This is a genomic window from Streptomyces sp. WAC 06738, assembly GCF_003945505.1.
Taxonomy (GTDB): domain Bacteria; phylum Actinomycetota; class Actinomycetes; order Streptomycetales; family Streptomycetaceae; genus Streptomyces.
In genome coordinates, this window is the sequence record NZ_CP029618.1 from 7,878,935 (window position 1) to 7,898,985 (window position 20,051).

General features: G+C 72.8%; 17 protein-coding genes. 15 read left to right on the plus strand and 2 right to left on the minus strand.

The window, feature by feature from the left end; genetic code table 11:
* Positions 1-66 precede the first annotated feature (66 nt).
* A complete protein-coding gene (gene galE / locus DMB38_RS34070; protein WP_125938419.1) occupies positions 67-1,053 on the minus strand; it encodes a UDP-glucose 4-epimerase GalE in 987 nt (328 codons plus the stop codon).
* A 188-nt stretch (positions 1,054-1,241) separates the two neighbouring features.
* On the opposite strand from galE, the gene DMB38_RS34075 reads away from it, so the two are divergent.
* From DMB38_RS34075 to DMB38_RS34105, 7 genes are read left to right on the plus strand one after another with little or no spacing between them, the layout of a single operon-like run.
* Positions 1,242-3,047, plus strand: a complete 1,806-nt coding sequence (locus DMB38_RS34075) for a DUF5941 domain-containing protein (RefSeq protein ID WP_164716233.1) — start codon at positions 1,242-1,244, stop codon at positions 3,045-3,047.
* Entirely contained in the window at positions 3,044-3,778 is a 735-nt protein-coding gene (locus DMB38_RS34080) for a phosphocholine cytidylyltransferase family protein (RefSeq protein WP_047019333.1), read from the plus strand. Before DMB38_RS34075 ends, DMB38_RS34080 begins: the two co-directional genes overlap by 4 nt.
* Positions 3,766-4,830, plus strand: a complete 1,065-nt coding sequence (locus DMB38_RS34085; protein ID WP_047019334.1) for an iron-containing alcohol dehydrogenase family protein — start codon at positions 3,766-3,768, stop codon at positions 4,828-4,830. The genes DMB38_RS34080 and DMB38_RS34085 overlap by 13 nt, the downstream gene beginning before the upstream one ends.
* Complete coding sequence (locus DMB38_RS34090) at positions 4,808-5,587, plus strand: CDP-alcohol phosphatidyltransferase family protein (protein ID WP_047019335.1); 780 nt, start codon at positions 4,808-4,810, stop codon at positions 5,585-5,587. Before DMB38_RS34085 ends, DMB38_RS34090 begins: the two co-directional genes overlap by 23 nt.
* A gap of 5 nt (positions 5,588-5,592) precedes the next feature.
* Positions 5,593-6,516 (plus strand): glycosyltransferase, encoded by a 924-nt coding sequence (locus DMB38_RS34095; RefSeq protein ID WP_125938421.1) that lies wholly within the window; start codon positions 5,593-5,595, stop codon positions 6,514-6,516.
* A 58-nt stretch (positions 6,517-6,574) separates the two neighbouring features.
* A complete protein-coding gene (locus DMB38_RS34100; RefSeq protein ID WP_125939459.1) occupies positions 6,575-7,486 on the plus strand; it encodes an ABC transporter permease in 912 nt (303 codons plus the stop codon).
* On the plus strand, positions 7,473-8,285 hold the full coding sequence (locus DMB38_RS34105) for an ABC transporter ATP-binding protein (protein WP_125938422.1): 813 nt from the start codon (positions 7,473-7,475) through the stop codon (positions 8,283-8,285). Before DMB38_RS34100 ends, DMB38_RS34105 begins: the two co-directional genes overlap by 14 nt.
* Before the next feature lie 67 nt (positions 8,286-8,352).
* On the opposite strand, the gene DMB38_RS34110 is transcribed toward DMB38_RS34105, so the two are convergent.
* Positions 8,353-10,569 carry an MMPL family transporter gene (locus DMB38_RS34110; RefSeq protein WP_125938423.1) on the minus strand — a complete coding sequence of 739 codons (2,217 nt, stop codon included), beginning with the start codon at positions 10,567-10,569 and terminating at the stop codon, positions 8,353-8,355.
* Positions 10,570-10,653: 84 nt separating this feature from the next.
* On the opposite strand from DMB38_RS34110, the gene DMB38_RS34115 reads away from it, so the two are divergent.
* The 8 genes from DMB38_RS34115 to hpnH all read left to right on the plus strand — a co-directional run bounded on the left by DMB38_RS34115 (position 10,654) and on the right by hpnH (position 20,051).
* Entirely contained in the window at positions 10,654-11,313 is a 660-nt protein-coding gene (locus tag DMB38_RS34115) for a TetR/AcrR family transcriptional regulator (protein WP_125938424.1), read from the plus strand.
* Between the two features lie 321 nt (positions 11,314-11,634).
* On the plus strand, positions 11,635-12,531 hold the full coding sequence (hpnC, locus tag DMB38_RS34120) for a squalene synthase HpnC (RefSeq protein ID WP_125938425.1): 897 nt from the start codon (positions 11,635-11,637) through the stop codon (positions 12,529-12,531).
* Positions 12,532-12,538: 7 nt separating this feature from the next.
* Entirely contained in the window at positions 12,539-13,474 is a 936-nt protein-coding gene (hpnD, locus tag DMB38_RS34125) for a presqualene diphosphate synthase HpnD (protein ID WP_125938426.1), read from the plus strand.
* Positions 13,475-13,690: 216 nt separating this feature from the next.
* On the plus strand, positions 13,691-15,136 hold the full coding sequence (hpnE, locus tag DMB38_RS34130) for a hydroxysqualene dehydroxylase HpnE (RefSeq protein WP_125938427.1): 1,446 nt from the start codon (positions 13,691-13,693) through the stop codon (positions 15,134-15,136).
* Positions 15,137-15,159: 23 nt separating this feature from the next.
* On the plus strand, positions 15,160-16,254 hold the full coding sequence (locus DMB38_RS34135) for a polyprenyl synthetase family protein (protein ID WP_125938428.1): 1,095 nt from the start codon (positions 15,160-15,162) through the stop codon (positions 16,252-16,254).
* Positions 16,255-16,303: 49 nt separating this feature from the next.
* Positions 16,304-18,337: a squalene--hopene cyclase gene (gene shc / locus DMB38_RS34140; protein WP_125938429.1), complete on the plus strand. Its 2,034-nt coding sequence runs from the start codon at positions 16,304-16,306 to the stop codon at positions 18,335-18,337.
* The gene (locus DMB38_RS34145) at positions 18,337-18,999 is read left to right on the plus strand and encodes a 1-hydroxy-2-methyl-2-butenyl 4-diphosphate reductase (protein WP_125938430.1); all 663 of its coding nucleotides are present in this window, start codon (positions 18,337-18,339) and stop codon (positions 18,997-18,999) included. The genes shc and DMB38_RS34145 overlap by 1 nt, the downstream gene beginning before the upstream one ends.
* Positions 18,999-20,051 (plus strand): adenosyl-hopene transferase HpnH, encoded by a 1,053-nt coding sequence (hpnH, locus tag DMB38_RS34150; protein ID WP_125938431.1) that lies wholly within the window; start codon positions 18,999-19,001, stop codon positions 20,049-20,051. Before DMB38_RS34145 ends, hpnH begins: the two co-directional genes overlap by 1 nt.

The window sequence follows — 20,051 nt, forward strand, 5'->3', positions numbered from 1 at the left end:
ACCTTGACATGAAGTCGGTTTTCATCGTCTGACCTGCGGAAACGCTCATGCGGGCGTCTCGGCTGGTCAGCCGCGCCGCGCCTCCGGATGGCTGTGCAGCCAGCCCTCCCAGGCGGACTCGACCATGGCGCGCACGTCCAGCCGCGGCAGCCAGCCCAGCTCCTTGGCCGCCAGGTCGTACGACGCGACCACGCGGGCCGGGTCCCCGGGGCGGCGGGGGAGGACCTCGGGGGTGTGCTCGCGCCGCCCCGTGACCTCGGCCACGATGTCGGCCAGCTCCCGCACCGACACGCCGGTGCCGCTGCCGAGGTTCACCGTCAGGTCGCCGGAGACCGCCGGGGCGGCGACGCGGCGGGCCGCCGCCAGGTGGGCGTCGGCGAGGTCGACGACGTGCACGTAGTCACGGACGCAGGTGCCGTCCGGGGTGGGGTAGTCGTCGCCGAAGATCCGCATCGGCTGGTGCGCGGTCAGCCGCTCGAAGAACATCGGGACCACGTTGAACACCCCGGTGTCCGCCAGCCCGGGGGCCGCCGCCCCGGCGACGTTGAAGTAGCGCAGGCAGGCGGTCGCCAGCCCGTGCGCGCGCCCGGTGGCCCGCAGCAGCCACTCGCCGGCGAGCTTGGTCTCGCCGTACGGGTTGATCGGCAGGCAGGGGGTGTCCTCGGTGACGAGGTCGACGTCGGGCATGCCGTAGACGGCGGCCGAGGAGGAGAGGACGAAGCGGCGGACCCCCGCGGCCACCACGGCCTCCAGCAGCACGCCCAGGCCGTGCACGTTCTCCCGGTAGTACGAGAGCGGCTGCTCCACCGACTCGCCGACCTGCTTCTTCGCCGCCAGGTGCAGCACGCCGGTGACGTCGTACTCGGCGATCGTGCGGTCGAGCAGCAGCCGGTCCAGGAACGTACCGCGCACCAGCGGTACGTCCGCCGGCAGCCGGGCCGGATTGCCGGTGGACACGTCGTCCAGCACGACGACCCGCTCCCCGGCACCCGCCATGGTCCGCACGACATGCGCGCCGATGTAACCGGCCCCGCCGGTGATCAACCACGTCATGCCGGAACACTACCGCCCCGGTTTGGAGCACGGGTGCGAGCTGCGAAATGATGATCGCCACCCGGTCGAGGCGAACGGGCGGTGAACCCGTGGTTCCAGGGATCCGCTAACCTCTGCCGACAGCCGCCCGGCCGGACGGGGGAGGGGCGGTCCCGCCTGCCGCCCCGCTTGCCAAGGAGTGAGTTCGTCTGCGGACCGCAATCCTGATCGGCCCGCCCGTCCACGGGTCCCCCCTGGAGAGCGACCTGAGGTCGCTGGGCTACGACGACGTGCGTACCGCCGCGGACGTGGCCGACGCCGCCACCGTCCTCGCGCTGCTGCCCGAGGACGGCCGGGTCGCGCTCGTCGACAGCCGCTTCGTCGGGCACCGGCACAGCCTGCGCCTCACCCTCGCCGACCCCCGCTTCCCCGCCGCGGCCGTGCCCGGCGTGGTCGCGGCGCGGACGCCCGCGGCCCGCAGCGCGCTCTCCCGCGCGGTGATGCGCAGCCACACCCTGGACGGCGTCGCCGAGCAGACCGCCGCGCAGCTCGCGGAGGCGGACGAGCGGCTGGCCCGGCCTGAGCTGGGCGTCCTGGTGGCGGCCGTACCCGAGGACGCCCTCGCGCGGGCGAAGGCCACGGACGCGGTCGCCGCCGTGGACGAGGAGAAGGCCCGGCTGCGCGCCGCGGTCAAGAGCCGCGACGGGTTCTTCACCACCTTCTTCATCAGCCCCTACTCGCGCTACCTCGCCCGCTGGTGCGCCAACCGCGGCCTCACCCCGAACCAGGTCACCACCGCCTCCCTGGCCACCGCCGTGCTCGCGGCCGGCTGCGCGGCCACCGGCACCCGCGGCGGCTTCGTCGCCGCCGGCGTGCTGCTCATGCTCTCCTTCGTGCTGGACTGCACCGACGGCCAGCTCGCCCGCTACTCGCTGCAGTACTCCACGATGGGCGCCTGGCTCGACGCCACCTTCGACCGCGCCAAGGAGTACGCCTACTTCGCCGGCCTCGCCATCGGCGCCGCCAACGCCGACGGCGACGACGTGTGGGCCCTCGCGCTGGGCGCCATGGTGCTGCAGACCTGCCGGCACGTCGTGGACTTCGCCTTCAACGAGTCCATCGCCGGCACCGCCGCCGCGGCGGCCAACACCAGCCCGACCGCGGCCCTCTCCGAACGGCTCGACCGCCTCGGCTGGACGGTGTGGCTGCGCCGCATGGTGGTGCTGCCGATCGGCGAGCGCTGGGCCCTGATCGCCGTGCTCACCGCCGTCACCACCCCGCGCGTCGTCTTCGTCGTCCTGCTGATCGGCATGGGGCTCGCCGCCTCCTACACCACCGCGGGCCGGGTGCTGCGCTCGCTCAAGCGCCGCGTCCCGCGCACCGAGCAGGCCCTCAAGGCGCTGGACGAGCTCACCGATACCGGCCCGCTCGCCGAAGCCGCCGCCCGCTCCCTGCGCGCCCCCGTGCGCTCCCTGCCGCCGTACGCCGCGCCCGCCCTCGCCGCCGCCGGGGGCGTGCTCCTCGTGGCGCTGGCGCTCGTCACCCCGTACGGCACCTGGTGGCCCCTGATAGGCGCCGCCGGCTACGTCCTGACCTCGGCACTCGCCGTCGCCCGGCCGCTCGCGGGCCCGCTGGACTGGCTCGTGCCGCCGGTCTTCCGGGCCGCCGAGTACGGCCTCGTCCTCGCGCTCGCGGCCCGTTCCGAGGTGAACGGAGCGCTTCCCGCGGCATTCGGACTGGTGGCCGCGGTCGCCTACCATCACTACGACACCGTGTACCGCATCCGCGGCGGCACGGGTGCGCCCCCGCGCCTGCTGGTGCGGGCGATCGGCGGGCACGAGGGACGGGTGCTGGCGGTCACGCTGGCGGCAGCCCTGCTGACCGGCACGCGCTTCACGTTCGCGCTCGCGGCCATCGCCGCGGCCGTGGCGCTGGTGGTGCTCACCGAGAGCATCCGCTTCTGGGTCTCCTCCGGAGCCCCCGCTGTACACGACGAAACAGGAGAACCCGCATGATCGGCCTCGTGCTGGCGGCCGGCGCCGGAAGGCGTCTGCGCCCTTACACCGACACCCTGCCGAAGGCCCTGGTGCCCGTCGACGGTGAGACCACCGTCCTCGACCTCACCCTCGGCAACTTCGCCGAGATCGGGCTCACCGAGGCGGCGATCATCGTCGGCTACCGCAAGGAGGCCGTGTACGAGCGCAAGGAGGCCCTGGAGCGCACGTACGGTCTGAAGCTCACCCTGATCGACAACGACAAGGCAGAGGAGTGGAACAACGCCTACTCCCTCTGGTGCGGCCGGGATTCGGTCCGGCACGACGTGATCCTCGCCAACGGCGACACCGTCCACCCCGTCTCCGTCGAGAAGACGCTGCTCGCCGCCCGCGGCGGCGGCAAAAAGATCATCCTCGCCCTCGACACGGTCAAGCAGCTCGCCGACGAGGAGATGAAGGTCGTCGCCGACGAGAAGGGGGTCCGGAAGATCACCAAGCTGATGGACCCGGCCGAGGCCACCGGTGAGTACATCGGCGTCACGCTCATCGAGGGCGGCGCGGCCGACGAACTGGCCGACGCGCTGAAGACCACCTTCGAGCGCGACCCCGACCTCTACTACGAGGACGGCTACCAGGAACTGGTCGACCGCGGCTTCAGGATCGACGTCGAGCCCATCGGCGACGTCGCCTGGGTCGAGATCGACAACCACGACGACCTCGCCAAGGGCAGGGAGATCGCGTGCCGGTACTGACCCGCCTGATCCCGTCGCCGCTGACGGTCGACATCCGGGCCGGGGCGCTGGACGACCTCGCCGACCTCCTCTCCGACCAGCGTGTCGCGCCGTCGGGCCGGCTCGCCTTCGCCATCAGCCCGCGTTCCGGGCAGGCGCTGCGCGACCGCTTCGCGCCGGCGCTGCCCGGCGCCGACTGGTTCGCCGACGCCGACGGCACCATCGACGGTGCCGTACGGCTCGCCGATTCCATCAAGCGCACCGGCCGCTACGACGCCGTCGTCGGCCTCGGCGGCGGCAAGGTCATCGACTCGGCGAAGTACGCCGCCGCGCGCGTCGGCCTGCCGATGGTCGCCGTGGCCACCAACCTCGCCAACGACGGCCTCTGCTCGCCGGTCTCCACGCTCGACAACGACGCCGGCCGCGGCTCGTACGGCGTGCCGAACCCCATCGCGATCGTCATCGACCTCGACGTCATCCGCGAGGCGCCGGCGCGCTTCGTCCGGGCCGGCATCGGCGACGTGACGTGCAAGCTGTCCGCCGTCGCCGACTGGGAGCTGTCCCACCGCGAGACCGGCGAGCCCATCGACGGGCTGGCCGCCGCGATGGCCCGCAGCGCCGGCGACTCGGTGCTGCGCCACCCCGGCGGGATCGGCGACGACGACTTCCTCGTCATCCTCGCCGAGGCGCTGGTGCTCTGCGGCATCGCGATGTCGGTGGCCGGCGACAGCCGGCCGGCCTCCGGCGCGTGCCACGAGATCAGCCACGCCTTCGACCTGCTCTACCCGAAGCGCTGCGCGCTCCACGGCGAGCAGTGCGGCATCGGCGGGACCTTCGCCACGTTCCTCCGCGGCGACCGGGAGACGGCACTGCTGATGGCCCAGGTGCTGCGCAGGCACGGGCTGCCGGTGCTGGCCGACGACATCGGCTTTGCGGACGACGAGTTCGTGAAGGCCATCGAGTTCGCGCCGCAGACCCGGCCCGGCCGGTACACGATCCTCGAACACCTCGACCTGTCCACCGACGAGATCAGAGACGCCTACGCCGACTATGCCAAAGCCATCGGTAGCTGAGCTACGGCCCGTGGTCCACCCCCCGGGGGTGAAGGACCGGCGCAGCGGGGAGCACTGGGCCGGCCGCCTGTACATGCGCGAGATCTCGCTGCGCGTCGACCGGCACCTGGTGAACACCCGGGTCACGCCCAACCAACTGACGTACGTCATGACCCTCGCCGGCGTCCTCGCCGCCCCGGCGCTGCTGGTCCCCGGGATCGCCGGGGCCCTGCTGGGCGTGCTGATGGTCCAGTTGTACCTGCTGCTCGACTGCGTCGACGGGGAGGTCGCCCGCTGGAAGCAGCAGTTCTCCATCGGCGGCGTGTACCTCGACCGGGTCGGCGCGTACCTCTGCGATGCCGCGGTGCTGGTGGGCTTCGGCCTGCGCGCCGCCGACCCGTGGGGCGAGGGCTCCGTCGACTGGCTCTGGGCCTTCCTCGGCACCCTCGCCGCGCTGGGCGCCGTGCTGATCAAGGCGGAGACCGACCTCGTCGGCGTCGCCCGCCACCAGCAGGGCCTGCCGCCGGTCAAGGAGTCCGCGGCCGAGCCGCGCTCGTCGGGAGTCGCCGTGGCCCGCAAGGCGGCGTCGGCGCTGAAGTTCCACCGGCTGATCCTGGGGATCGAGGCGTCACTCCTCATCCTCCTGCTGGCGATCCTCGACCTGATCAAGGGGGACCTTTACTTCTCCCGGCTCGGTGTCGCCGTACTCGCCGCGATAGCGATGCTGCAGACCCTCCTCCACCTGGTCAGCATTCTGGCCTCCAGCAGGTTGCGGTGAGCCGAATGACATATGAACACCAGCCCCGGCAGCCGGAGGCCCAGCGTCCGGAGGACGTCAGGGTCGGCGCCGTCGTGATCACGATGGGGCAGCGCCCCGAGGAGCTGCGGGCGCTGCTGGAGTCGGTCGCCAAGCAGGACGGCGCGCCGGTCGAGGTGGTCGTCGTCGCCCAGGGCGTGACCGTGCCGAACATCCCGCAGGGCGTACGGGTCGTGGAACTGCCCGAGAACCTGGGGATCCCCGGCGGGCGCAACGTCGGCATCGAGGCGTTCGGCGAGGGCGGCCGCGATGTCGACGTATTGCTCTTTCTCGACGACGACGGTCTTCTGCCACAACAGGACACGGCCCGGCTGGTGCGCGAGGCGTTCGCCGCCGACCCCCGCCTGGGCATCGTCAGCTTCCGCATCGCCGACCCCGAGACCGGGGTCACGCAGCGTCGGCACGTGCCCCGGTTGCGCGCCTCCGACCCGATGCGCTCCTCGCGCGTCACCACCTTCCTCGGCGGCGCCAACGCGGTGCGCACGGAGGTGTTCCAGGAGGTCGGCGGGCTGCCGGACGACTTCTTCTACGCCCACGAGGAGACCGACCTGGCCTGGCGGGCGCTGGACGCGGGCTGGCACATCGACTACCGCGCCGACATGGTGCTGCACCACCCGACGATGCCGCCCAGCAGGCATGCCACGTACCACCACAACGTGGCCCGCAACCGGGTCTGGCTGGCCCGCCGGAACCTGCCCGCGCCGCTCGTCCCGGTCTATCTCGGTGTCTGGTTCCTGCTCACAGTGGCACGCAGCCCCTCCCCGGCTGTGCTGAAATCATGGCTCGTAGGCTTCCGAGAGGGCTGGCGCGCGCCGTGCGGGCCGCGCAGACCCATGAAGTGGCGTACGGTGTGGCGGCTGACCCGGCTGGGACGACCGCCCGTGATCTGACAAGCTCGTACCGTTGAGTGTCTGAGGACGAAAGTTACCGACTGTGAGCGAAACGGCAGTGGGCGCTCCGCCCAAGCGCCATCCCGATGACGGGCTGACCCCGGCCGAGCTGGCCGCCAAGTACGGCCTCACGGTGAGCGGCGCGCGACCCGGACTGCCCGAGTACGTGCGGCAGCTCTGGGCGCGCCGCCACTTCATCCTGACCTTCTCGCGCGCCAAGCTCACCGCGCAGTACAGCAAGGCGAAGCTGGGCCAGGTCTGGCAGGTGCTGACCCCGCTGCTGAACGCGACGGTCTTCTTCTTCATCTTCGGGGTGCTGCTCGGCGGCCGCGCCGGGATGAGCAACGACGTCTACATCCCGTTCCTGGTCACGGGCGTGTTCGTCTGGACGTTCACCCAGCAGTCCGTGATGTCGGGAGTCCGGTCGATCTCGGGGAACCTGGGCCTGGTGCGGGCGCTGCACTTCCCGCGGGCCGCGCTGCCGATCTCGTTCTCGCTGCAGCAACTGCAGCAGTTGCTCTACTCCATGACGGTGCTGGCCGTCATCCTGGTCGCCTTCGGCTGGTACCCGACGTGGACGTGGCTGCTGATCGTGCCGGTCCTGGCGCTCCAGTACGTCTTCAACACCGGCCTGGCGATGGTCGTGGCCCGGCTGGGCAGCGACACGCCGGACCTCGCGCAGCTCATGCCGTTTATCCTGCGCGCCTGGATGTACGGCTCGGGCGTGATGTTCCCGCTGCAGTACATGATGACGGTGCGGGCGGACGCGCCGCAGTGGGCCGCCGACCTCGTCGCGATGAACCCGGCCGCTGTATACATGGACCTCATGCGCTACGCCCTCATGGGGGACTTCCCGAAGGCGTACCTGCCGCCGAACGTCTGGCTGCTGGCGGCGGGCTGGGCCGTGGTGGTCGGCGCGTTCGGTTTCGTGTTCTTCTGGAAGGCTGAGGAGCGATATGGCCGTGGCTGAACATCCGACGAGCCGCGCCGAGACCGACACGCCCGCCGACGGGCGGGTGCCGACGGTCATCGCGGATGACGTGCACATCGTGTACCGGGTGCAGGGCGGTTCCCGCGGCAAGGGCAGCGGCGCCGCCGCGCTCAACCGCATCCTGCGCCGGGACAAGGGCTCCAGGGTGCGCGAGGTGCACGCGGTGCGCGGGGTGAGCTTCACGGCGTACCGCGGCCAGGCCATCGGCCTGATCGGCTCCAACGGCTCCGGCAAGTCGACGCTGCTGAAGGCCATCGCCGGCGTGCTGCCCACGCACAGCGGCAAGGTGTACACCAACGGCCAGCCCTCGCTCCTCGGCGTCAACGCGGCCCTGATGAACGACCTCACCGGCGAGCGGAACGTGATGCTCGGCGGGCTGGCGATGGGCATGACCCGCGAGCAGATCCGCGAGCGGTACCAGAGCATCGTCGACTTCTCCGGCATAAACGAGAAGGGCGACTTCATCACCCTGCCCATGCGGACGTACTCCTCCGGCATGGCGGCGCGGCTGCGGTTCTCCATCGCCGCGGCCAAGGACCACGAGGTGCTGATGATCGACGAGGCGCTGGCCACCGGCGACTTGAGGTTCCGCAAGCGCTCCGAGGCCCGGCTGCGCGAGCTGCGCAAGGAGGCCGGCACGGTGTTCCTGGTGAGCCACACCAACAAGTCCATCCGCGACACCTGCGACCGGGTGCTGTGGCTGGAGAAGGGCGAGTTGGTGATGGACGGGCCGACGGACGACGTGCTGAAGGAGTACCAGGAGTTCTCCAAGCGGTAGCCGCGCGTACGCGCAGAAGGGCCCCGCCGCGTGTCGCGGCGGGGCCCTTGCCGTGCGTCCTCGGCGCTCACACCCCGGCCGGGGCGCGCTCCGACTCCCGCTCGGGCGCGGCGGGCCCCGGCCCGGCCTCGTTCAGCCCCACCCGGCCGTGCACCCGGCGCAGCCAGCGCGGCGCGTACCAGGCGTGCCTGCCCAGCAGCCGCATCGCGGCCGGCACCAGCACGCCGCGGACCGCGATCGCGTCGATGAGGATGGCGAGCCCGCTGCCCAGGCCGAACATCTGGATGAAGCTGACCTGGCCGGTGCCGAAGGCGAAGAAGCTGACGGCCAGCAGCCCGGCGGCCATGGTCACGATCCGGCCGGTGCGGGCGAGCCCGCTCGTCACCGCCGTGGCCGGGTCCGCGCCCGCGTCGTGCAGCTCCTTGATCCGGCTGGTGAGGAAGACCTCGTAGTCCATGGACAGACCGAAGGCGATGCAGAACATCAGGACGGTCATCGCCGTGTCCATCGGCTGCGGTGTGAAGCCGAGCAGCCCGCTGAGATGGCCGTCCTGGAAGATCCACACCATCACGCCCATGGCCGCGCCCAGGCTGACGGCGTTGAGGACGACCGCCCGCAGCGGCTGGACGACGCTGCCGGTGAAGAGGAAGAGCAGCACGAACGTCGTGATCAGGACCATCCCCACGGCCAGCGGCAGCCGGCTGCCGATGCTGTCCTTGGCGTCGACCAGCTCCGCGTCGGTGCCGCCGACCAGGGTTTCCACCCCGCCGGGCGCGGGCACCGCGCGGACGTCCTCGACCAGGCGCTGCGCCGCGCCCGACTTGGGGGCGGGCTCCACGGAGACGGTCAGCCGCTGCGCGTCGGGGCGGCCGAGCGCTTCCGCGGCCGGGCCCGCCGGTCCTGCCGCGCCGTCGGCGTACGTGCCGTTGCTCGCGGCGACCCGGGCGACGCCGTCCAGCCGGGACAGCTCGGTGGCGTACGCGGTGAGGTCGGGCCCGCCGACGGCGCCGGTGGTCACCACGTCGATGGCGGTGCTGTCGTCGACGGCGAAGTCCTCGCGCAGCGAGGTGGCCACCTGCCGGCTCTGCGCGCTCTCCGGCAGCACCCGCTCGTCCGGGGTGCCGTAGCTGACGCCCAGCAGCGGGGAGGCGGCCAGCAGCAGCACGCCGAGGACCGGTAGCGCGGTGAGCGCGGGGCGGCGCATGACGGCGCCGGCGATCCGCCCCCACAGCGGCGCGTCGGTCCGCCGCATGGCCCGCGCGCCCGGGATCCGGCCGCGGTTGACGCGGTGCCCGAGGACGGCGAGCAGCGCGGGGATGATCACCAGCGCGCTGATCGCGGAGATGGCCACGACGCCGATGCCGGCGTAGGCGAAGGACCGCAGGAAGTACTGCGGGAAGACCAGCAGCGCGGCGAGCGCGGCGACGATCGTCGCGGAGGAGAACGCGATCGTACGGCCCGCGGTCGCCACCGTACGCCGGATGGCCGCGGGCACCTCGTCGCCCGCGGCCAACTGCTCGCGGAACCGGCTGACCAGCAGCAGTCCGTAGTCGATGCCGAGGCCGAGCCCCAGGGCGATGGTGAGGTTGACGGAGAAGACCGAGACGTCGGTGAGGCTGCCCAGCACCCACAGCTCGGCGAAGGTGCCGAAGATGGCGACCAGCCCGATCGCCAGCGGCAGCAGCGCCGCGATGACGCTGCCGAAGGCGAGGACCAGCAGCACGAGGGTGAGGGGTACGGCGATCGCCTCGGCCAGCGCCAGGTCGGCGGCGACCTGCGTGGACACGTCGTTGCTCACCGCCGCCCCGCCGCCCGCCCTGACGGTGACGCCGTCGCGGGTGCCGGCGTATTCGTCGGTGAGCGTCCTGGCGTGGTCGGCTTCCTTCTCGTCGCCGCCGGCGACATGCGCCAGGACGAGCGCCTGGCTCCCGTCCTGCGACGTCAGGCCCTCGCCGCCGCGGTCCCAGTACGACATGACGCTGGTGACGGTGGACTCCGCCCGGAGTCCCTCGGTCACCTCGCGACCGCGTTCGCGGGCCGCGTCCCCGCCGAGCCCCCCGGACTCGGCGGAGACGAGCAGGACCAGGTTGGTATCGCCCCCGAATCTGTCGTCGATCACCTCCTGCGCCTTGCTCGACGGCGATCCCGGATCGCTGAAGCCGCCGGCGCTGAGCTTGCCGAAGGCCCCGAAGCCGAGCGCCGCCATGGCGACGACCGCGACCACGGCGAGCGCGAGTACGAGCCGGGTCCTGCGCAGTACGAGCTCCGCAATGCGTGTCAGCACGGTGCTCTCCTTCCCATGTTTATGACGTTAACATTGACCCTTGCAGGTGATGTTAATGCTGTCAACATGAGGCATGATGCGACTATGAGCGAGGTCAGGAGCGGGAAGGCCGGTTACCACCACGGCGACCTGCGGAACGCGCTGGTCGACGCGGCTTCCGAGCTGGCCCGCGGCGGCGGGCCCGAGGCCGTCGTGCTGCGCGAGGCGGCCCGGCGCGTCGGCGTGTCGCCGACGGCGGCGTACCGCCACTTCGCCAACCAGGCCGATCTGCTGCAGGCGGTCAAGGACGAGGGGCAGCGGCGGCTGGCGGACTCCATGGAGAAGGTGATCGCCGAGACCGAGGGCCCCCCGGGCGGGGACCCCGCCGAGGCCGCCAAGGGCCGGCTCATGGCGCTCGGTCTCGGCTACGTGCGCTTCGCCGTCACCGAGCCCGGCATGTACCGCGCGGCCTTCTGCCGCGTCGAGCAGGACCGGCAGCCGTGGAACCAAGGCGAGGGCGTCGGGGACCTCCACCCGGGAGACGTCCGCTCCTTCCGGCTGCTCATCGGCGCCATGGACGCCCTCGACGCCGCCGGCGTGATGCGACCGGGCGTACGGACCGGCGCCGAGTTCGCCGCCTGGTCCTCCGTGCACGGGCTGGCGATGCTCCTCCTCGACGGGCCGCTGAGCGACCTGCCGCCCCCGCAGCGGGACGCGATCGTCACCCGCACGCTCACCATGATCTTGGACGGTCTCACCGTGTGAACCGGCAAACGCCTTGCGCACGACGGCGTTTCGCGCTTCTTCCGGCGCGCGCGGATTGAGGTGACCACCGCATGCCGCGTCTTCGTCCTGTACGGCGTACGCTGGACCGGTGCTGTTTGGCGGCATGTGGGCGATAAGGGAGCTTGGGGGTCGCCCGGACCTGCTCGGGGTCACGACGCCGGCGGCGGCGTGTCCGGAATGGGCACATCTGGGTCCGCGGTGTAGAACGGGAGGCGTGACGGCTATGGCGAAGACGAAACCCCAGCTCCAAGGCGCGCCCGCCGTCTGCTCCCCGGGGGCGGCAGCCCAGGGCAGTCGCCGGTGACCCCGGCGGACGACGCTCCGTCGCGTGCCGTACTCGGCCAGGCCGCCGACGAGAACTTCCCCGTGGCCCCGTTCTTCCTGCCCCGCGCCTGGCGCGCGGACCTCATGGCGCTCTACGGCTACGCCCGGCTCGTCGACGACATCGGGGACGGCGACCTCGCCCCCGGCGGCGCCGACGCCGCCGCCCTCGGCCTCGGCCCGGACGAGGCCGACGACACGCTCGCGCTCCTCGACGCGCTGGAGGCCGACCTGGAGCGGGTCTTCACCCCCGGGGCCACGCCCGGCCACCCCCTGCTGCGCCGGCTGCGGCCCACGGTCCGCCGCCACCGGCTGTCCCCGCAGCCGTTCCACGGCCTGCTCCAGGCCAACCGGCAGGACCAGAAGGTCCGGCGCTACGAGACCTACGCCGAGCTGGAGGGCTACTGCGAGCTGTCCGCCAACCCGGTCGGCCGGCTCGTCCTCGCCGTGACCGGTACCGAGAGTCCCGAGCGCATCCGGCGCTCGGACGCGATCTGCACCGCTCTGCAGATCGTCGAGCACATCCAGGACGTGGCAGAGGACCTCGGCCGGGACCGCATCTACCTCCCGGCGGAGGACATGCGCCGCTTCGGCGTCACCGAGGCGGACCTCGCCAGGACCAGCGCCGGCGAGCCGGTGCGCGCCCTGATCCGGTACGAAGCCGACCGCGCCGCGCGGCTCCTCGACGAGGGCGCGCCCCTCGTCGCCAGCGTGCGCGGCCGGCTGCGGCTGCTGCTCGCCGGCTTCGTGGCCGGCGGGCGCGCGGCCCTCGCCGCCGTCGCCGCCGCCGGTCACGACGTGCTCCCCGGACCCCCGAAGCCCACCCGGCGCAGGCTGCTGCGCGAGGTGGGGTCGACCCTGCGACGAGAGGGGTGACCGCACCGTGACGACATCGTCGCGCGCGGCCTACGCATCCGCACAGGTGCTCACCGCGTACCGGTACTGCGAGGCCGTCACCGGCCGGCAGGCCCGGAACTTCGCGTACGGCATCAGGCTCCTGCCGTACGACAAGCGGCTGGCGATGTCCGCGCTGTACGCGTTCTCGCGCCGCGTGGACGACATCGGCGACGGCGAGCTGCCACCCGAGGCCAAGCGCGCCCGGCTGGAGGAGACCCGCGGCCAGCTCGACCGCATCCGGGCCGGCCAGGTCGCCGAGGACGACACCGACCCCGTCGCCGTGGCGCTCGCCCACGCCGCACGCCGGTTCCCGATCCCCCTCGGCGGGCTCGACGAGCTGATCGACGGCGTCCTCGCGGACGTCCGCGGCCAGGAGTACGAGACCTGGGAGGACCTGAAGGACTACTGCCGTTGCGTGGCCGGCGCCATCGGGCGGCTCTCCCTCGGCGTGTTCGGCACCGTGCCCGGCACCCGGCACTCCGAGCGCGCCCCGGGCCACGCCGACACGCTCGGGCTCGCGCTGCAACTGACGAACATCCTGCGGGACCTGCGCGAGGACGCCGCCGAGGGCCGCAGCTACCTGCCGGCGGTCGACCTCGCCAAGTTCGGCTGCTCCGCGGGCTTCCACGGCGACACCGCGCCGGCCGGCTCGGACTTCCCCGGGCTTGTGCAGTTCGAGGTGCGCCGCGCCCGCGCGCTCTTCGCCGACGGCTACCGGCTGCTGCCCATGCTCGACCGGCGCAGCGGCGCCTGCGTCGCCGCGATGGCCGGGATCTACCACCGGCTGCTGGAGCGGATCGCCGCCGACCCCGGGGCCGTGCTGCGCGGGCGGGTGTCGCTGCCGGGCCGGGAGAAGGCGTACGTCGCGGTCCGCGGCCTGGCCGGGGTCGACGCCCGGCAGGCGAGCCGGAGGTCCCGGTGAGCCCCGCGTCCGGTGCCCCCGCGGCCCCGCCGGACGGACGCGGGGAAGGCCCCGTAAACACGGCGCGCGAGACGGATCGGGAGCGCCCGGAGGCGCCCTGGGCGTGCGCTGCGGCGCACGGGGCGCAGGGTGGTGCGCCGCGGCCCGCCAAGGTGTGCGGCGCGGCGTGGCGGGCCAGACATAGTGGGTGTCGATACGGGTGGGAGGTGGCCGGTGATGGCTGATCCCGGCCCGGACAGACGGCCGCGGGCCGTGGTCGTCGGCGGCGGGCTCGCCGGGATGACCGCCGCGATGGGACTCGCCGACTCCGGCGTCGACGTCACGCTCCTCGAAGGCCGGCCGCGCCTGGGCGGGCTCGCCTTCTCCTTCCGCCGCGGCGAGTTGTCCGTCGACAACGGCCAGCACGTCTACCTGCGTTGCTGCACCGCGTACCGCTGGTTCCTCGACCAGGTCGGCGGCACCGGACTCGCGCCGCTCCAGGAGCGCCTGGACGTGCGCGTGCTGGACGCCGCCACCACGGCCCGCAAGGGCCCCGGCCCGCGCACCGGCACGCTCGGCCGCACCGACCTGCCGGTCCCGCTGCACCTCGCCGCCGGCCTCGCGCGCTACCCCCACCTGTCGCTCGCGGAGCGCGCGAGCGTGGGCCGCGCCGCGCTGGCGATGCGCCGGCTCGACCCCGCGGACCCCGCCCTGGACGGCGTGGACTTCGCCAGTTGGCTGCACAAGCACGGCCAGTCGCCGCGCGCCGTCTCGGCGCTGTGGGACATGGTCGGCGTCGCCACCCTCAACGCCTTCGCCCCGCAGGTCTCCCTGGGGCTGGCCGCGATGGTCTTCAGGACCGGGCTGCTCACCGAGCGCGGCGCCGCCGACATCGGCTGGGCCCGGGTACCGCTCGGCGAACTGCACGACACGCTGGCCCGCCGCCGGCTGGAGCGCTCCGGCACCCGCATCATGATGCGCACCCGCGCCACCGAGCTGCGCCGCGGCCCCGCCGGCGGCTGGCAGGTCGACGTCGCCACCGGCCCCGAACGCGCGGGCGGCACGCCCGCGACGCTCGACGCCGACACGGTGGTCCTCGCCGTACCCCAGCGCGAGGCGCACGGGCTCCTGCCGGCCGGTGCGCTCGACCACAAGGACCGGCTGCTGGAGATCGGCACCGCGCCCATCCTCAACCTCCATGTCGTGTACGACCGGCGGGTGCTGCACTCCCCGTTCGTCGCCGCGATCAACACCCCCGTGCAGTGGATCTTCGACCGCACGGACACCTCCGGCCTCGCCGACACCCCCGGGGGCCGGGGCTGCCAGTACGTGGCGGTCTCCCAGTCCGCCGCGCAGGACGACATCGAGCGGCCCGTCGCCGAGCTGCGCGAGCGTTACCTCCCCGAACTGGCGAAGCTGCTGCCCGACGCCCGCGGCGCCGAGGTACGCGACTTCTTCGTCACCCGCGAGCGCACCGCGACCTTCGCCCCGGCACCGGGCGTCGGCCGGCTGCGCCCGGGTCCCCGGACCCACGCGCCCGGCCTCGCACTCGCGGGCGCGTGGACCGCCACCGGCTGGCCCGCGACCATGGAGAGCGCCGTTCTCAGCGGCCTCGCCGCGGTCCGCGAGACCCTCGGCGGCCTGGGTCGAGAAGTGCCGCGGAACCTGCTGGAAGCAGTTTGAGATCCGTCATCGGAGGAGAGAACGTGCCCCGTCCAGAACCGGACACCGACACCGCGGCCACCCCCGGCGCCGCCGAAGTCCTGGCCCTGCTGGACCATGCCCGGGAGCTGACCAACCCCGTGCTGCGTACCGTCGTCGACCGGCTCGTACCCCCCATGGACACCGTCGCCGCCTACCACTTCGGCTGGATCGACGCGCAGGGCAACCCCGCTGACGGAGACAGCGGCAAGGCCGTACGCCCCCTCCTCTCGCTGCTCGCCGCCGAGGCCGCCGGCGCCTCCCCGGAGACGGGCGTCCCCGGCGCCGTCGCCGTGGAGCTGGTGCACAACTTCTCCCTCCTCCACGACGACCTGATGGACGGCGACGAGCAGCGGCGCCACCGCGACACGGTGTGGAAGGCGTACGGTCCCGCGCAGGCCATCGTCGTCGGCGACGCCCTCTTCGCGCTCGCCTGCGAAGTGCTGCTGGAACTCGACACGCCCGAGGCGGCACGCGCCGCCCGCCGGCTGAACACCGCCACCCGCAGGCTCATCGACGGCCAGGCACAGGACATCTCGTACGAGCACCGCGAGAGCGTCAGCGTCGCCGAGTGCCTGGAGATGGAGGGCAACAAGACCGGCGCGCTGCTCGCCTGCGCCTGCTCCATCGGCGCCGTGCTCGCCGGCGCCGGCGACGAGGCGGCCGACGGTCTGGAGCGCTTCGGCCTCCATCTGGGCCTGGCCTTCCAGGCCGTCGACGACGTGCTCGGCATCTGGGGCGAGCCCGCCGTCACCGGCAAACAGACCTGGAGCGATCTGCGCCAGCGCAAGAAGTCCCTGCCGGTGTGCGCCGCGCTGGCCGCGGGCGGCCCCGCCTCCGCCGAGCTGGCGAAGACCCTCGCCGCCGACGCCCAACGCGCCGACGGCCGGAATACCGATGCAAAAAGTGACTTCGACGAGGAAGAATTCGCTGCCCGGGCCGCGTTGATCGAAGAAGCCGGGGGACGCCGGTGGACTCAGGAGGAGGCACAGAGGCAGCACGAGAGCGCTCTCGCCTCGCTCGACGGGGTGAAGATGCCAGACGACATCCGCGAACGGTTCGTCGCACTCGCCGACTTCGTCGTCGTACGCCGGCACTGACACCGACGCCCGGGCCCCGGGCCCGGACGTCCCTTCGAAAGGGGTGTGCATGAAAGCCACTGCCGATGGCGGCAACGCAACCGACACCGCCCCCGCGGGGGCGGCGGCTTCCTTACTGGCCGCGAGGCAGGCCGTCGAGCGGGCCAGCGCCAACCTGCTCGGCCGGCAGGACGTCGAAGGCTGGTGGAAGGGCGACCTGGAGACCAACGTCACCATGGACGCCGAGGATCTGCTCCTCCGCGAGTTCCTGGGCGTACGGGACGAGCACACCACCCGCGCCGCCGCCCGCTTCATCCGCGGCCGGCAGGGCGCGGAGGGCGCCTGGGCGACGTTCCACGGCGGCCCCGGGGACATCTCCGCCACCGTCGAGGCGTACGTCGCGCTGCGGCTCGCCGGCGACGCGCCCGACGAGGAGCACATGGCGCGGGCCGCCGCCTGGGTGCGCGCGCACGGCGGCATCGCCGCCACCCGCGTCTTCACCCGTATCTGGCTGGCGCTGTTCGGCTGGTGGCGCTGGGAGGACCTGCCCGAGCTGCCGCCCGAGCTGATCTACCTGCCGTCCTGGTTCCCGCTGAACATCTACGACTTCGGCTGCTGGGCGCGGCAGACGATCGTGCCGCTGACCGTCGTCTCCGCCAAGCGCCCGGTGCATTCCGCCCCGTTCGCCCTCGACGAGCTGCACACCGACCCCGCCGTGCCCAACCCACCCCGGCCGCGGGCGCCGGCGACGAGCTGGGACGGCCTCTTCCAGCGGCTGGACCGGGCGCTGCACGTGTACCGCAAGGTCGCCGTGCGCCCGCTGCGCAAGGCGGCGCTGCGCAGTTGCGCCCGCTGGATCATCGAGCGCCAGGAGAGCGACGGCTGCTGGGGCGGCATCCAGCCGCCCGCCGTCTACTCGGTGATCGCGCTCAACCTGCTCGGCTACGACCTGGACCACCCGGTGCTGAAGGCCGGGCTCGAGTCCCTGGACCGCTTCGCGGTCTGGACCGACGCCGCGGAGAAGCCCGCGGCCGGCACCGGCGCCGCGAGTGACACGGGAGACACGCGCGACGACGGCCCGGTCCGGATGATCGAGGCGTGCCAGTCCCCGGTCTGGGACACCTGTCTGGCGACCATCGCGCTCGTCGACGCCGGCGTGCCCGCCGACCACCCCCAGCTCGTCAAGGCCGCCGACTGGATGCTGGCGGAACAGGTGCTGGCCACCGGCGACTGGTCGGTGCGCCGCCCCGGACTCGCCCCCGGCGGCTGGGCGTTCGAGTTCCACAACGACAACTACCCCGACACCGACGACACCGCGGAGGTCGTCCTGGCCCTGCGCCGCGTCGCCCACCCCGAACAGGCGCGCGTCGACGCCGCCGTGGAGCGCGCCGTGCGCTGGCTTGCGGGCATGCAGTCGAAGAACGGCGCCTGGGGCGCGTTCGACGCGGACAACACCTCGGCGCTCCCCAACAAGCTGCCGTTCTGCGACTTCGGCGAGGTCATCGACCCGCCGTCGGCGGACGTCACGGCGCACGTCGTGGAGATGCTCGCCGGCGAGAAGCTCGGCGACGACCCGCACGCCCGCCGCGGCGTGGCCTGGCTGCTCGCCGAGCAGGAGGCGGCCGGCGGCTGGTTCGGCCGCTGGGGCGTCAACTACGTGTACGGCACGGGCTCCGCGGTGCCCGCGCTGGTCGCCGCCGGGCTGCCCACGTCGCACCCGGCGATCCGGCGGGCCGTCTCGTGGCTGGAGAGCGTGCAGAACGAGGATGGCGGCTGGGGCGAGGATCTGCGCTCGTACCCGGACCCGCAGTGGATCGCCCGCGGCGACTCCACCGCCTCGCAGACCGGGTGGGCGCTGCTCGCGCTGCTGGCCGCGGGCGAGCACGACAGCGCGGCCGTGGAGCGCGGCGTCGCCTGGCTGGTCCGCACCCAACTGCCCGACGGGTCCTGGGACGAGCCGCAGTTCACCGGCACCGGCTTCCCGTGGGACTTCTCCATCAACTACCACCTGTACCGGATGGTCTTCCCGCTCACCGCGCTCGGCCGCTATCTCTCCGCGACCGCCGGCCTGACGCCGGCCGCCGGTGACGGCCGGGAGGTCTGATGCCCGACGCCCCCGCGCCGCTGCTCGCCGTCTGCGCCCTCGGCATCGAGCGCCGGGCGCTGGCGTCGGGCACCGGCCGCCCCGAGGGCGCGGCCGGTGGTGCGGGTCCTGTCCACGTGCTGCGCACCGGCATGGGTCCCGAGCGGGCCGTGCGGGCCGTGGCCCGCCGGCTCGCGGAGGAGCCGTACCGGGAGGCGCCGGTGATCGCCGCCGGCTTCTGCGCCGGGCTGCTGCCCGACATGCGCCCCGGCGACGTCGTCGTCGCCGACTCCGTACGGGACGGCGAGGGCACCGAGACCACCGGCTGCCCGGACAACGGGCCGCTGTTCGACGCCCTCGCGCTCCTCGACGCCCGGGTGCACACCGGGCTGCTGCTCGGCACCGACCACGTCGTACGCGGCGCGGCCGGCCGCGCGGCGCTGCGCGAGCGCGGCGCGGTCGCCGCGGACATGGAGTCGGCCGCCACGCTGCGCACGGCCGCGGCGACCTCCGGGACCCGGCCGGTGGCCGCCGTACGGGTGGTCGTGGACGCGCCCGAGCATGAACTCGTCCGTTTCGGAACGCTGCGCGGTGGCATCACCGCGTACCGCGTGCTCAGCTCAGTTCTTCCTGCATTTTTCGAATGGCACCGTCATGTGACGATCCCCAGGAGGCGAACCTGATGGCCATGCCACTGCGCCAATCGCTCAAGGTTGCCGGTTATCTCTTCTCGCAGCGGACGATCAAGCGACGGGAGAAGTTCCCGCTGATCGTGGAGCTGGAACCACTCTTCGCCTGCAACCTCAAGTGTGAAGGCTGCGGGAAGATCCAGCATCCCGCGGGCGTGCTCAAGCAGCGCATGCCGGTGGCCCAGGCGGTCGGCGCCGTGCTGGAGTCGGGCGCGCCGATGGTCTCGATCGCGGGTGGCGAGCCGCTGATGCACCCGCAGATCGACGAGATCGTGCGGCAGCTCGTGGCCCGCAAGAAGTTCGTCTTCCTCTGCACCAACGCCATGCTGCTGCGCAAGAAGCTCGACAAGTTCGAGCCCTCACCCTACTTCGCGTTCGCCGTGCACATCGACGGGCTGCGCGAGCGCCACGACGAGTCGGTCGCGAAAGAAGGCGTCTTCGACGAGGCCGTGGCGGCGATGAAGGAGGCCAAGCGGCGCGGGTTCCGGGTGACGACGAACTCCACGTTCTTCAACACCGACACCCCGCAGACCGTCGTCGAGGTCCTCGACTTCCTCAACGACGACCTCCAGGTGGACGAGATGATGATCTCGCCCGCGTACGCCTACGAGAAGGCGCCCGACCAGGAGCACTTCCTCGGCGTCGAGCAGACCCGCGAGCTGTTCAAGAAGGCGTTCGCCGGCGGCAACCGCAAGCGCTGGCGGCTCAACCACAGCCCGCTGTTCCTCGACTTCCTCGAGGGCAAGGTCGACTTCCCGTGCACGGCCTGGGCCATCCCCAACTACTCGCTCTTCGGCTGGCAGCGCCCCTGCTACCTGATGAGCGACGGGTACGTGCCGACGTACCGGGAGCTGGTCGAGGACACCGACTGGGACAAGTACGGCCGCGGCCGGGACGACCGGTGCGCCAACTGCATGGCCCACTGCGGCTACGAGCCCACCTCCATCCTCGCCACCACCTCGTCGCTGAAGGAGTCGCTGCGCGCCGCGCGGGAGACCGTCGGCGGCAACCGCACCCGAGGGGGAGCGCGAGCGGGAGGGAAGTGA

Bases quoted from the DNA above. Each gene is read 5' to 3' on its own strand.
- galE (WP_125938419.1), bottom strand. From the start codon at position 1,053: ATGACGTGGTTGATCACCGGCGGGGCCGGTTACATCGGCGCGCATGTC.
- DMB38_RS34080 (WP_047019333.1), top strand. From the start codon at position 3,044: ATGATCGGCCTCGTGCTGGCGGCCGGCGCCGGAAGGCGTCTGCGCCCT.
- DMB38_RS34090 (WP_047019335.1), top strand. From the start codon at position 4,808: ATGCCAAAGCCATCGGTAGCTGAGCTACGGCCCGTGGTCCACCCCCCG.
- DMB38_RS34095 (WP_125938421.1), top strand. From the start codon at position 5,593: ATGACATATGAACACCAGCCCCGGCAGCCGGAGGCCCAGCGTCCGGAG.
- DMB38_RS34105 (WP_125938422.1), top strand. From the start codon at position 7,473: ATGGCCGTGGCTGAACATCCGACGAGCCGCGCCGAGACCGACACGCCC.
- DMB38_RS34115 (WP_125938424.1), top strand. From the start codon at position 10,654: ATGAGCGAGGTCAGGAGCGGGAAGGCCGGTTACCACCACGGCGACCTG.
- hpnE (WP_125938427.1), top strand. From the start codon at position 13,691: ATGGCTGATCCCGGCCCGGACAGACGGCCGCGGGCCGTGGTCGTCGGC.
- shc (WP_125938429.1), top strand. From the start codon at position 16,304: ATGAAAGCCACTGCCGATGGCGGCAACGCAACCGACACCGCCCCCGCG.
- DMB38_RS34145 (WP_125938430.1), top strand. From the start codon at position 18,337: ATGCCCGACGCCCCCGCGCCGCTGCTCGCCGTCTGCGCCCTCGGCATC.
- hpnH (WP_125938431.1), top strand. From the start codon at position 18,999: ATGGCCATGCCACTGCGCCAATCGCTCAAGGTTGCCGGTTATCTCTTC.